The 12,088-nt window shown below is 65.2% G+C and carries 11 protein-coding genes; 6 read left to right on the forward strand and 5 right to left on the reverse strand.

Going from position 1 to position 12,088, the window contains the following annotated elements; all coding sequences use genetic code 11:
* Window positions 1-125: 125 nt before the first annotated feature.
* Window positions 126-521 carry an oxidoreductase gene (locus CKJ84_RS10760; RefSeq protein WP_095278143.1) on the forward strand — a complete coding sequence of 132 codons (396 nt, stop codon included), beginning with the start codon at window positions 126-128 and terminating at the stop codon, window positions 519-521.
* 39 nt (window positions 522-560) lie between these two features.
* Here the strand turns inward: CKJ84_RS10760 and CKJ84_RS10765 are convergent, their stop codons facing one another.
* Window positions 561-2,042, reverse strand: coding sequence for a leucyl aminopeptidase (locus CKJ84_RS10765; RefSeq protein ID WP_095546941.1), 1,482 nt, complete (start codon window positions 2,040-2,042; stop codon window positions 561-563).
* A gap of 111 nt (window positions 2,043-2,153) precedes the next feature.
* Here CKJ84_RS10765 and CKJ84_RS10770 point away from each other — a divergent pair, with 111 nt between their 5' ends.
* A complete protein-coding gene (locus CKJ84_RS10770) occupies window positions 2,154-3,260 on the forward strand; it encodes a branched-chain amino acid aminotransferase (protein WP_095546942.1) in 1,107 nt (368 codons plus the stop codon).
* A 15-nt stretch (window positions 3,261-3,275) separates the two neighbouring features.
* On the opposite strand, the gene CKJ84_RS10775 is transcribed toward CKJ84_RS10770, so the two are convergent.
* Together CKJ84_RS10775 and CKJ84_RS10780 are read right to left on the reverse strand one after the other, a co-directional pair.
* Window positions 3,276-4,298: a nicotinate-nucleotide--dimethylbenzimidazole phosphoribosyltransferase gene (locus CKJ84_RS10775; protein WP_095546943.1), complete on the reverse strand. Its 1,023-nt coding sequence runs from the start codon at window positions 4,296-4,298 to the stop codon at window positions 3,276-3,278.
* Between the two features lie 3 nt (window positions 4,299-4,301).
* Window positions 4,302-5,048 carry a DUF3043 domain-containing protein gene (locus CKJ84_RS10780; protein WP_095546944.1) on the reverse strand — a complete coding sequence of 249 codons (747 nt, stop codon included), beginning with the start codon at window positions 5,046-5,048 and terminating at the stop codon, window positions 4,302-4,304.
* A 166-nt stretch (window positions 5,049-5,214) separates the two neighbouring features.
* Between CKJ84_RS10780 and CKJ84_RS10785 the strand changes: the two genes are divergently transcribed.
* Complete coding sequence (locus CKJ84_RS10785) at window positions 5,215-5,559, forward strand: iron-sulfur cluster assembly accessory protein (protein WP_095278134.1); 345 nt, start codon at window positions 5,215-5,217, stop codon at window positions 5,557-5,559.
* A 72-nt stretch (window positions 5,560-5,631) separates the two neighbouring features.
* Here CKJ84_RS10785 and CKJ84_RS10790 read toward each other — a convergent pair whose 3' ends face one another.
* Both CKJ84_RS10790 and asnB read right to left on the reverse strand, forming a co-directional pair.
* A complete protein-coding gene (locus tag CKJ84_RS10790) occupies window positions 5,632-6,642 on the reverse strand; it encodes a S41 family peptidase (RefSeq protein WP_095546975.1) in 1,011 nt (336 codons plus the stop codon).
* A 461-nt stretch (window positions 6,643-7,103) separates the two neighbouring features.
* Window positions 7,104-9,041: an asparagine synthase (glutamine-hydrolyzing) gene (gene asnB, locus CKJ84_RS10795; RefSeq protein WP_095546945.1), complete on the reverse strand. Its 1,938-nt coding sequence runs from the start codon at window positions 9,039-9,041 to the stop codon at window positions 7,104-7,106.
* Between the two features lie 419 nt (window positions 9,042-9,460).
* Between asnB and CKJ84_RS10800 the strand changes: the two genes are divergently transcribed.
* The 3 genes from CKJ84_RS10800 (at window position 9,461) to CKJ84_RS10810 (ending at window position 12,053) form a co-directional block, all read left to right on the forward strand.
* Window positions 9,461-10,552, forward strand: coding sequence for a cytochrome c oxidase subunit II (locus CKJ84_RS10800; protein WP_095534902.1), 1,092 nt, complete (start codon window positions 9,461-9,463; stop codon window positions 10,550-10,552).
* Window positions 10,553-10,572: 20 nt separating this feature from the next.
* Window positions 10,573-11,004 (forward strand): cytochrome c oxidase subunit 4, encoded by a 432-nt coding sequence (locus tag CKJ84_RS10805; protein ID WP_095278124.1) that lies wholly within the window; start codon window positions 10,573-10,575, stop codon window positions 11,002-11,004.
* Window positions 11,005-11,432: 428 nt separating this feature from the next.
* A complete protein-coding gene (locus CKJ84_RS10810; RefSeq protein ID WP_173783230.1) occupies window positions 11,433-12,053 on the forward strand; it encodes a heme-copper oxidase subunit III in 621 nt (206 codons plus the stop codon).
* Window positions 12,054-12,088 lie beyond the last annotated feature (35 nt).

Here is a 12,088-nt window from a genome sequence, read left to right on the forward strand (position 1 = left end):
AAGCTATACAGAAAACAGGCTACCCGTATTCCCCCGTATTCGTCGCGTTTGGGGGGCACCATCGGTGGGGGCCTCAGCCGGGCGGCATCGCCTCGCCCGCGCGCCGGTTCCGTAAGATAAGGCGCGTGTTTAACCTTTTCGGCAAACGGAAACAGTCCTCCAGCTTCAAACCCCCGCGCGCGCCAGGCGGAACAATTCGCCCGGACGACGCCGAGTACCTGAAGCAGTGGGTGCGCGGCCGCAAGTTTGTCGAGGGCTACATCGAGCCGGAGACCATGGTCAACGAAATGTCGGTCGTGCTCGTCGATGAGCTGGGCAACTACACCCGCCGCCGCATCGGCGGGCCGAAAGGCATCGACCAGGTGGCCAAGCTGCTGAGCATCTCGCTCTACGACGTCGAAGAGACCGGCTACCCCGACCGCATGCGCAAGAAGATGGAGCAGGAGCGCATTCTGCGCAAGCGCGAGGAGCAGCGGCAGCGCCGCGCCAAGTTCGAGCGCGGCGAGGACCCCTACAGTTAGGGGTTCATCGCTTATCGACGCCACCGCCCCCGGCCACACCTACTCACCCGCAAGCTGCGTGAGCGTCTCCACAATGGTGCGAACCGGCGCGCCGGTTGCCCTCTTTGGGGTGTAGCCGAATGGCGAGTCGGTGTTGAAGGCCGGGCCCGCGACGTCGATATGCGCCCACTGCGTGCCGTTGTCCTCCCCGGAGAACTTGGAGAGGTACAGCCCGGCGAACAGCATGCCGCCGGTGCGTGCGTTGTGGGTGTTGCGGATGTCCGCGATCGGGGACTTCAGCTGCGCCTCCTGCTCCTCGAGCAGCGGCATGGACCAGGCCGGCTCGCCGACGGTGCGTCCGTTCTCCGCGATGCGGTCGCGCAGCTCCTCCGTGCCCATCACACCGGCGGTGCGGGCACCGAGCGCCACCATCTGCGCGCCGGTGAGCGTGGCGGTCTCGATGAGGTAGGTGGGCTTGTCTTCCGCGGCGCGCGCCATCGCGTCGGCAAGCACCAGGCGGCCCTCCGCGTCGGTGTTGAGGATCTCCGAGGTCAGCCCGCCGTAGTGGGTGATCACGTCGCCCGGGCGGGTCGCCGAGCCGGATGGCATGTTCTCGGCGAGGGGCAGCCAGGCGTCGATAGGCATGGCCAGCTCGAGGCGTGCCGCGGCGACGATGGAGGCCAGCTGGGCCGCGGAGCCGCCCATATCGCTGATCATGTCCTCCATGTGCGCGCCCGGCTTCAGGGAGATACCGCCGGTATCAAAGGTGATGCCCTTGCCAACCAACGCGGCGCTCGCTGCCTCGCCGTCCTGCGCGTCCTTCGGCGACCAGGACAGGTGCACCAGGCGCGGCGGGCGGGCCGAGCCCTTGCCCACAGCGGTGATGCCGCCGAAGCCGTGGTCCTCCAGGTACTGCTCGTCAAAGACCTCGACGCTCAGCCCGACCTGCTCGCCGACCTCGCGCATGATCTCGGCGTACGCCTCGGGGTAGAGGTAGTTCGCCGGCGTGTTGACCAAGTCGCGCGCCAGGTTGACGGATTCTGCGATGATGCGCGCGCGGTCAAACGCTGCTCGCTCCTCGTCGCCCGCGACAACTGTCACCGCGACCGGGGCGGGGGCGTCCTCCTCCGCGGACTTCAAGCCCTGGTAGGAGTAGGAGCCCAGCAGCAGGCCTTCCACTATCGGGCCCATGCCAAACTCCGTGCTCACCGCGACCTCCTCGATGCCGGAGAGGCTGCGCGCCGCCGTGCCGACGCCGCGACGCACGGACTCCTCGTCAACCTCGTCGGCAGGGCCCAAGCCGTAAGCGATAAACAGGGTGCCGTCGACCACGACGTGGTGCAGCTCGCCGGCCGCGCCCTTTGCGCCCACCTTCGCCAGGGCGTCGAGGACGCCGTCCGCAGTCAGCGCGGTCACGGGCAGCTCGACGCCGTCCTGGCCCGCAGCGACCGGGATCAGGCGCGCGGCCTGCAACGGGGCGGAATCCGCCAACGTCAGCGCCGCGGTGGTGCCGCGGGCGGGGAGTGCGCAAGTGAAAGTCATGTTGGGTTACCTTTCGATCAGGGAATCGTCGATAAGCTCTGCTGAATAAATTCCAGCCCTATTCAGCGTACTCGGGCTCCGGCGGGGTACCGCCCGAGTAGGGTGGGGCGCATGACAATGCTAGACTTCTCCATTTCGCAACACCCGAACCCCGCAACCGACGCGGAGCGCGAAGCCATCTTGGCCGACCCGGCGTTCGGGCAAGAGTTCACCGACCACACGGTCTCCATCGAGTGGACCGAGGACAAGGGCTGGCACGCCGCGCAGGTGCGCCCGTATGGGCCCATCTCCCTGGACCCCGCGACCAACGTCTTCCACTACGGGCAGGCCATTTTTGAGGGCCTGAAGGCGTACCGCCACGCCGACGGCTCCATCAGCACCTTCCGGCCGGAGCAGAACGCGAAGCGCATGCAGCACTCCGCCCACCGTCTGGCCATGCCGGAGCTGCCGGAGGAGTTGTTTATCGAGTCGCTGCGCCAGCTGGTGAGCATCGATAAGGCGTGGGTGCCCGAGGCGGGCGGCGAGGCCGCGCTGTACCTGCGTCCCTTCATGATCGGCACCGAGGAGACCCTGGGCGTCAAGCCCTCCCATTCGTACACGTTCTACGTCATTGCCTCGCCCGCGGGCGCGTACTTCTCCGGCGGCGTGAAGCCGGTCTCCGTGTGGGTGTCTAAGGAGTACGTCCGCGCCGCGCCGGGCGGCACCGGCGACGCGAAGTTCGCCGGCAACTACGCGGGCTCGCTGCTCGCGCAGGCGGAGGCCCAGGAGAAGGGCTGCGACCAGGTGGTCTGGCTCGACGCCATCGAGCGCAAGTACATCGAGGAGATGGGCGGGATGAACCTCATGTTCGTCGAGGGCTCCGGGGACGACGCCACACTTGTCACCCCGGCGCTGTCCGGTTCGCTGCTCGCCGGCATCACCCGCAAGTCGCTGCTCCAGGTCGCGGAAGACGCCGGCTTGGGCACTGAGGAGCGCAAGATCACCGTGGAACAGTGGCGCGAGGGAGTGGAAAACGGCACGATCACGGAGACGCTGGCGTGCGGCACCGCTGCCGTGCTCACCCCGGTGGGGCGCGTGCGTAGTGCGGACGGCGAGTTCACCATCAACAACAATGAGGCCGGTCCGATCACGATGTCGCTGCGCGAGCGCCTGCGGGGAATCCAGAACGGCAGCGTGGAGGACACCCACGGGTGGAACGTCACGCTGGTTGAGGCGTAACGCGCCTCACCCGGCCTAGCGCGGCTCCGGCCGGCTCGTGGCGCGCAGCTGCGTGAGCGCCTCGGCCGCCATCTCCGCAGCCATATTGACCTGCGGCAGCGCGGCCAGCGCGCCCGCCGCCTGGCCCGTGGTCATGTCCAGGGCAAGTACCGGGGTCAGCTCGAGCGCCTGGAGGCAGCCGATGTGCGCCGGCTCTGGGCTTACCCCGCCGGCGATGCACCAGCGCTTCGTGCCGGGGGCGAGTCGCTCTGCTGTGTAGGCGGCGACGGAGGGGAGCGCGGCGTCGATAAGCACTGGCGTCCTGCGCGCCGCGGACTGGGCGACGAGGCCCATGAGGAAGGCCATGTCGGGGCCAGAGATCTCCGCGAGCACGCGCTCAACGTCGTCGGCGATGGTGCGGGCGCGGAACATTGCGTCGCGGATCGCGGCGACCTTGACCTTCCACACCTCATCGTTGATCCCGGAGCCGCGGCCGATCGCCTTGACCGGCTCGGTGCGCGTGAGCGTGCCGTACACCGCGGCGGCGACCGTGGTATCGCCGACGCCCACGTTGCCGGGGATGATGAGGTCGGTGCCGGAATCCACCTCGTGGTCGGCCACCTCCATGCCCCGCGCGATGGCAGCGGCGCACTGCTGCGTGGTCATCGCGGGCTCCACGTCGATCGCACCGGTGACCTCGTCGAAATCGTCTACCACGCGCACCGACGCCCCCGCGGCGCGCGCCGCGATGTGCGCCGGACCCGCGCCGGCCTCAAGCTGTTCCAGCAGCGTCGCGCCTGCGTCCGGCTCCCACGCGGACACGCCGCGCTGGGCTACGCCGCCGTGGCGAGCGGCAACGATGACCGCGCGCGGGTGGGCGAACGGCGCGGGCGTCGACGCCCCCTGCACCCCCGCGACCCACGCGCCGATGTCGGCCAACCGGCCCAGGTTCCGCCCCGGCACGGAGCGCGCGAGAAGGCGGGACACGTTCCGCGTGCGGCCAAGATCGGGGGATTGCACGGGCGCGAAGTCGACGCCGGCCAGATGAGGCTCGGTCATGGCTTAGACCTTCTCGCCGATGCTCACCTGCGGTTTGGGCGAGCGCCAGTTGCGCGGCTGCGACGCGCGAGAGAACGCGTACATACCCAGGCCGAAGCCGGTCTCGGTGGTGCCCGGGAACTTGGCGCGCACCGCGTTGTTCACGCGCTTGCCAATCACGAAGGCCTCGATGAAGATGGCCAGGATAAACAGCATGGTCAGCCCGGAGAGCACCGCGGACACCTCGGGCAGCCACGTGCCAATGAACAGGACCACCACGAGCACAAGCGCGACCGGCATCACGTAGTTGTTGAAGAAGCGGCGCGCGTCGACCCAGTCGCGCGCGTAGCGGCGCACCTCGCCCTTGTCGCGGTCCATGAGGTAGCGCTCGTCGCCAGCGTCGATGCGCGCCTGAATCTCCTTGTTCGCGCGGCGGTTCTCCGCGCGCTGCTCCTTCTTGTAGGCCTTCCACTCCTCCTTCGACATGGAGGCCTTGAGCTCCTTGTTCTTCTGCGCGCGCTGCGCCTGCGTCATGTTGTCGGGGTCGCGCAAGACGCCGCGCTTGACCTCCTGGTCGTGGCGCTTCGGGGTCGGCCGCCCCTTCGGCGGCGTGTAGCCCTTCGGGTACTTGGGCTCGTCGTGTGCATCGCTTATCGACGCCCCCTTGTCCCCACCGGATGCCCCACCGATCTCCGCGGCGGAGATGGCGGTCGAGCCGCCCCCGGCCCGTTGCTCGGACTGTTGCTCAGATTTCTGCCATGGGAGTTTCACGCACTCTAGGCTACAAGGCGCCGCTCGGAAAGGAGCAATGCGCTACCGGGAATAATCGCCCACGGCCCCGCGTTGCGAGGCATGAGGAAACCCCACCGACCCCACCGATGCTGCGCGGGCAGTATGATGGGGCAAACTCCGGCCACATATATAAGGAGAGATTTCAATGACTGCACCTACCTCTGCAACTGGTGTGAACCTGACCGAGGCCGCCGCCGCGAAGGCCAAGGCGCTGCTGGACCAGGAAGGCCGCACCGACCTGTCCCTGCGCATCGCCGTGCAGCCGGGTGGCTGCGCTGGTCTGCGCTACCAGCTGTACTTCGACGACCGCGACCTGGACGGCGACAAGGCCGACGAGGTCGGCGGTGTGCGCCTCGTGGTGGACAAGATGAGCGTGCCGTACCTCATGGGCGCCACCATCGACTTTGCAGACACGATCGAGCAGCAGGGCTTCACCATCGACAACCCGAACGCCGGTGGCTCCTGCGCTTGCGGCGACTCCTTCAACTAAGTCGCAACGCCTCCGATACCCCGTCCACTGCGCGAATCCTTTCCGCAGCGGACGGGGTATTTTTCTGGCCGGCTACGACTCGCAACCGTGCTCGGCGTGCAGCCACGCCTTCGCCTCGTCGAGCGCCGCATCACCGGAGTCCGTAGGAGTGTCCGGCGCGACCGGATCCTCGGAAAACTCCTCGCCCGTGCGGGCCTTGTCCTTTGCGACGGTAAGCATCAGCTCGCTGCCGTCGGGGAAGTCATACACCATGTTGGCCGAGGCAAAGCCGGCGGTCGGCGTGCCGAACGAGCGTGAGTCGTCCAAGCCGCGGAAAGCGAGCATGGTCGCTTCGCCGGAGGAGGCAGTGGTGGCGTCGACAAGCACTGCGGTGGGCGCCTCCCACTTACCGCCTGCAGTTTCCAGCGGGGTGCCGCCGCCGCTGACCGCGTTGCCGTCGACCGTGACCTGGGACGTGTTGGCGCGGCTGACAAACTCGAGCGCAGTGCCGTCGGGCAGGAGCGGGGACAGGCCGGCGATCATGGGGCCCATGTCGCCGCCATCGTTGCCCCGAAGGTCGACGATCGCGCCGCACGCCCCGCCGTCCCGGGCCTCGATCAGTCCACTGGTGAGGGTGTCCGCGTACTGCTGGATTTCATCGTTCCGGCCGATGCCCGGCACAGTTGCGACCGCGACGTTTCCCACCGTTGTCACTCCGACCTGGGCAGTACGGCTGTCTTCTTCGGCGTCGGGCTGCTGGGTTTCCGCCGGAATGAGCCTGGAGTGCTTGCCACCGGCGGCGTGGACGGCCTGGTCGAGCACGTCCTGTAGCTCGGCCTGGTGTTCTGCGTCCTTCGCAGCCTCCTCTGCCTTGGTTCGAGCGGCGGCGAATTCCTCCGAGTCTGCGTAAACCCCCATGGACTCAGACAGGTCGAGCACCGTGCGGGCGTAGCGCTGCGGAGAATCTTTGCCCAGGAACTTTGCCTGGCCGGTCATCTGCGCGGAAAGTGTCGGCCCCCAGACGTAGCAGGCGGCCGCGAGGGCCAGGCCGATGGCGACTACGACGCCGCCGAGGACGAGAAGAATTTTCTTTGCTGTACTCATGGTGTCCATTCCACCGTGGCGGCGGGGCTCGGACAATGGTGGCAACCGGAGTCTTTGGGTAGAGCTAGCGCTACCCCTTGAGCTCGCGCAGCTACTTCGCCGGCGGCTGGTGCTGCCTGGCGCAAATGGAGCTAGCTCCATCTGGACGGATGCTGCCTGCAAAACGCCTGGTCGGCTGGGGTCGCCCGGTGCAAATGGAGCTAACGCCATGTAGATAGCTGTGTCGGGGAAACGCCCGGTCGGCTGGTGCTGCCAGGTGCAAACGGAGCTAGCTCCATCAGACGGACGCTGCCCGTAAAACGCCTGGTCGCGGCCCCGGCGCCGCCCAAAGGGAGCTAGCTCCATTTGCCCCGTGTGCACCCAGCCCCCTTTGCGCACCCAGCGCCCCCTTTGTGCACCCAGCCCCCGCGTGCGCACCGGAGCCGCCAGCCCACGCAGGACCCCCAAACGCGGCCGCCCGGTTACAGCTTGACCGGGTACTCCTTGTGCTCGATCTGCGGGTCGATACGGTGCTCGACGAAGATGCCGTGCCACACCATAAAAGCCAGCACGGTCCACAGGCGTCGCGAGTGATCCGAAATGCCGTCGCGGTGCTCCTTGAGCATTTCCAGCACGGCCTTCTTGTCAAAGATGTGCGCGGTCTGCGACTCATTGATGGTGTCCTGCGCCCAGCCGTACAGTTCCTCGCCGGCGAGCCAGTGGCGCATCGGCACCGGGAAGCCGAGCTTGCGTCGGTTGAGCACGTGCGCGGGCACGATTTGCTCCATCGCGCGGCGGAGCGCGTACTTGGTCGTCCCGTTCGCAATCTTCTGCTCATGCGGGATCGCCTGCGCCACCTTGAACACTTCCTTGTCCAGGAACGGCACGCGCAGTTCGAGCGAGTTCGCCATGTTCATCTTGTCCGCCTTCACCAGGATGTCGCCACGCATCCAGGTAAAGAGGTCAAGGTTCTGCATGCGTGCCACCGGGTCCATGCTTGTCGACGCCGCGTAAATCGGCGCCGTGACCTCGCGGTGGTCCCACTCGCGCTTCGCCCAGGGAAGCACCCGCTCCAGCTGCTGGAAGTTGAAGGACCGTGCGTTGCCGTAATAGCGGTCTTCCATCGGTGTGGTGCCGCGCTCGAGCAGGCTCTTGCCCTTCATGCCTTCCGGTAGGACCTGTCCGAGCCTGTTCAGCCCGCGCAGCAGGGGAGAGGGGAGCTTCTCAAACGGAGCGAGCGACAGCGGCTCCTTGTAGATGGTGTAGCCGCCGAACAGCTCGTCGGCGCCCTCGCCGGACAGCACGACCTTGACGTGCTTGCGCGCTTCCTGGGCCACGAAGAACAGGGGCACGAGCGACGGGTCGGCGACGGGGTCGTCGAGGTACCACATGATCTTCGGGATGGCGTCGGCGTACTCCTCAGGGGAGACGATCTTCACGATGTGCTCTACGCCGATCGCATCGGCGGACTCGGCCGCCACGTCGACCTCCGAGTAGCCTTCGCGCTCAAAGCCGGTGGTGAAGGTGAGCAGGTCCGGGTTGTGGCGCTTTGCCAGCGCGGCGATTGCGGTGGAGTCGATACCGCCGGAGAGGAAGGAGCCGACGGTAACGTCGGCACGCATGTGCTTCGCCACCGAGTCCTCAAGCGCCGCTGCGATGCGGTCGTAGAGGTCTTGCTCCTTGTCCTTGGTCACCGGGGTGGTGCGGAAATCGGGCTTGAAGTAACGCTCCGCGTGGACCTCGCCGCCCGGGGTCAGGGTGACGGTGCAGCCGGACTCTACGCGGCGAATTCCGGCGTGCAGCGTCTCTGGCTCAGGGACGTACTGCAGGTCCACGTAATGCTCGATGGCGCGACGGTCCAGGCCGTTGTCTTGACCGGAGAGGGCAAGGCCCAACTGCTCGAACATGTTCAGGATGGACTTCTTCTCGGAGGCGAAGACGGTACCGGCTTTGGTCGTGGCGTAGAACAGCGGCTTGATGCCAAACTGGTCGCGGGCGGCAAACATCGTCTTGGTCTCGGTATCCCAGATCACGATGCCGAACATGCCGCGCAGGTGCTTGACCACATCCTTGCCCCAGTGGTGGTAGCCCACCACAATCGGCTCGCCGTCGCCGGAAGTATTGAACGTGTAGCCGGCGGCCTGGAGCTCTTCGCGCAGCTCGATGTAGTTGTAAATCTCCCCGTTGAACGTCATGGCGTAGCGCTCGGGGTTCTCGGCCGGGCCCCAGCGCAGCGGCTGGTGGGAGTGCTCGAGGTCAATGATGGCCAGGCGGTTGAAGCCGAACACTGCGTCGTCGTCGTGCCAGGTGCCGGCGGCGTCCGGGCCACGGTGGTACATGCACGGCAGCGCGTCGTCCACAGCTGGGACGAAGGTGCTGGCGTTGGATCCGGCGGTAAGCATTGCAAGCAGGCCACACATCGTAAGTTGAACCTTCTCCTTATATATACGGTGCGCCGCAAGCATCGGCCGGGGCGCGTCATGATGTGTTCCAGGATAAGGTTCCGAGGGCTGGAACGGCGAACCAGACGTGGCCGCGGTGGTTCAACCTTTAGCCCGTCCCCGATTGGGGGCCAACTTTCGGATGAACTTTTTGGCGAAAAATCCGTTTTTTGGGTGACGCAGACCACGCGCCGAGTGGGTGATGGGGAAAAGCCAAGGGTGGCGGGTGTACGTCGAGAAGCGAAAGCTCGGCGCGTTGCGGCTCCAATCTGCAATTCCGTGCCTGCCCGCTGGATGAACTATTCTGACTGGGTAGGAATGGGTAGGAATGCTCTGGCATTTCTATGAACGTTCATCGTTTTCAACGAATTGAAGTGTGGACAGGAAGGCAGACACACGTGGAAAAGGAAACAAAGCGCAGCTTTGCCCGGAAGCTCGGTGTAGCAGGCTCGCTCCTGCTCGGTGGCTTCGCGCTCGCTGGCTGCAGCGTTGCTCCCCCGGAGGCCCTCGCTAACGTGCTGGACATGGGCTGGCCGGACCCGATTACGCCGGAGGGTACTGAGCTGTACAACTTCTGGGTGTGGGTCTGGGTTGCCGCCTGGATTGTCGGCATCATCATGTGGGGCCTGTTCCTCACCGCTGTGTTCAAGTGGAACCGCAAGGCCAAGGAAAAGAAGGGTGAGGGCGAGTTCCCGAAGCAGCTGCAGTACAACGTCCCGCTGGAGCTTGCGCTGACCATCGTGCCGATCGTCATCGTTATGGTCCTGTTCTTCTTCACCGTGCAGTCGCAGACCAAGGTCACCGCGCTGGACAAGGATCCGAAGGTGACCGTGGACGTCACCGCGTTCCAGTGGAACTGGAAGTTCGGCTACGCCGAGCTCGACGGCGAGTTCACCAACAACGGCCAGAAGTACGAGGGTGTGGACAAGGAGCGCCAGGCGCTCGCCGAGGAGACCAAGCACGATCCGGAAGACATGCCGAACGCGAACCCGATTCACGGTATGTCCCAGGGCGACCAGTCGTACCTGAACTTCAACAAAATCGAGACCATCGGTTCCACCGAGGAAATCCCGGTGCTGGTGCTGCCGACCGACACGCCGATCGAGTTCCGTCTCGCATCCGGCGACGTCTCCCACGCGTTCTGGATTCCGGAGTTCCTGTTCAAGCGCGACGTCTACGCACACCCGGAGGCGAACCAGCAGCAGCGCAGCTTCCAGATCGAGCGCATTGAGAAGGAAGGCGCATTCGTCGGCCGCTGTGCCGAGATGTGCGGTACCTACCACTCGATGATGAACTTCGAGCTCCGCGCCGTCTCGCCGGAGAAGTTCAAGGACTACATGGAGTTCCGCGAAGCCAACCCGGAGGCGCCGAACTCGGACGCGCTGAAGGCTATCGGCGAGGAGCCGTTCGCAACGACCACCCACCCGTTTGTCACTGACCGCACCGCAACCCGCGACGGCGATAACGCCGTTGTCGCTGCCAACAACTAAGAAAGAGGAAGTGTAGAACTATGGGTCCTGGCGCAAAAGTTTTCTACGCAATCGGCACCTTCTTGGGTCTGATGGCGGTGATCTACATCTTCGCCACGAGCTGGATTGGTGAAGATGCTTACCTGTTCGGCCTCGAGTGGGTCGGCGGTGTTGCCCTCGTCCTGGCAACGGCCCTGTGCTTCATGATGGGTGTGTACCTCGACTTCACCGAGCGACGCATGGACGTCGTCCCCGAGGACTGGGAAGAGGCGGAGATCGAAGACGGCGCGGGCGTGCTCGGCTTCTTCTCCCCGCACTCCATCTGGCCGTTCGCAATGTCCGGCGCCGTGCTCTTCCTCGGCCTGGGTATCGCCTTCTACCAGCTGTGGCTGATCGCCTTCGGTGCAGTGTTCCTCATCTGGACCACCACCCAGCTGAACCTGCAGTACGGCATCCCGCGCGAGAAGCACTAGCTGCTCCGCCCCGCTGCCTTCGCGGGTCCGCAAGCCTCGGCACTTCGGTGCCGGGGCTTTTTGCTTAGCGACGCCCACGCGCCCAGGGGTCAACCGAAAGTAGGTCCGCGCGCCAAATCCCCTGGGAGGGAATGTGAGAAGCGACACAATCGGGAACTCGGGGAACTCGCCGTGCGACGGCAATTCCGTCGGTCGGGGAGGGGAGCGGCGTTGTGGAAATCGGTGCCCGGTGGCGCTCGCTTGTGTCGTGTTGGTGTGACCAGGGACGATGAGCGTCGTAAAGCGCGGGCGAAAAGTTCCCGAGTTTTCCAAAAAGTTTTTCCGTAACTGTCGTTCGCGCTGAAACGGCAGGTTGGGGCGTGCCTGTCAGAGAAAGCCCGGGGGTATTCGAGGTGACTTTAAGGCGGAAACGCGCCATAATCACATGCGTGACGACCGCAATTACTAATCAAGGTATGGCGACACCGCAGAATCGTGTCCCAGTGCTGAACCGACCCAACATGGTCAGCGTTGGCACGATGGCGTTCCTCGCCCAAGAGTTGATGTTCTTTGCCGGCTTGTTCGCGATGTACTTCACGTCGCGCGCAAACGGCCTGGCCGCCGGAGACTGGGCGCACCAGACGGAAAACCTGAACGTTATTTTTGGCCTCATCATTACTATCGTTCTGCTGGCTTCCTCGGTGACGTCCCAGGTTGGCGTGTTTGCTGCAGAAAGGGGTGACGTATTCGGGCTTCGCAAGTGGTTCTCCGTAACCATTCTGCTCGGCGTGGTCTTCCTGGGCCTCGTCGCGTTTGAGTGGACTGAGATGGTCCACGAGGGCGTGACGCCGCAGGCGAGCGTCTACGGCTCGGTGTTCTACATCATCACCGGCTTCCACATGGCGCACGTGACCGCGGGCATCCTCGCGTTCATCGTGGTGCTGCTCCGCGTTTCCAAGTCGAAGTTCACCCCGGCGCAAGCTACGGCCGCAATGGTGACCTCCTACTACTGGCACTTCGTGGACGTCGTGTGGATCGGCGTGTTCACCACGATCTACCTGGTCCAGTAACCGGCCTAGTAACCGTTTGAATAGTCGCTAAAAGG

This window comes from Corynebacterium sp. NML 120412 (assembly GCF_002285155.1).
Classification (GTDB): domain Bacteria; phylum Actinomycetota; class Actinomycetes; order Mycobacteriales; family Mycobacteriaceae; genus Corynebacterium; species Corynebacterium gottingense.

Bases quoted from the DNA above. Each gene is read 5' to 3' on its own strand.
- CKJ84_RS10770 (WP_095546942.1), top strand. From the start codon at position 2,154: ATGACAATGCTAGACTTCTCCATTTCGCAACACCCGAACCCCGCAACC.
- CKJ84_RS10805 (WP_095278124.1), top strand. From the start codon at position 10,573: ATGGGTCCTGGCGCAAAAGTTTTCTACGCAATCGGCACCTTCTTGGGT.
- CKJ84_RS10785 (WP_095278134.1), top strand. From the start codon at position 5,215: ATGACTGCACCTACCTCTGCAACTGGTGTGAACCTGACCGAGGCCGCC.
- asnB (WP_095546945.1), bottom strand. From the start codon at position 9,041: ATGTGTGGCCTGCTTGCAATGCTTACCGCCGGATCCAACGCCAGCACC.
- CKJ84_RS10775 (WP_095546943.1), bottom strand. From the start codon at position 4,298: ATGACCGAGCCTCATCTGGCCGGCGTCGACTTCGCGCCCGTGCAATCC.
- CKJ84_RS10765 (WP_095546941.1), bottom strand. From the start codon at position 2,042: ATGACTTTCACTTGCGCACTCCCCGCCCGCGGCACCACCGCGGCGCTG.
- CKJ84_RS10790 (WP_095546975.1), bottom strand. From the start codon at position 6,642: ATGAGTACAGCAAAGAAAATTCTTCTCGTCCTCGGCGGCGTCGTAGTC.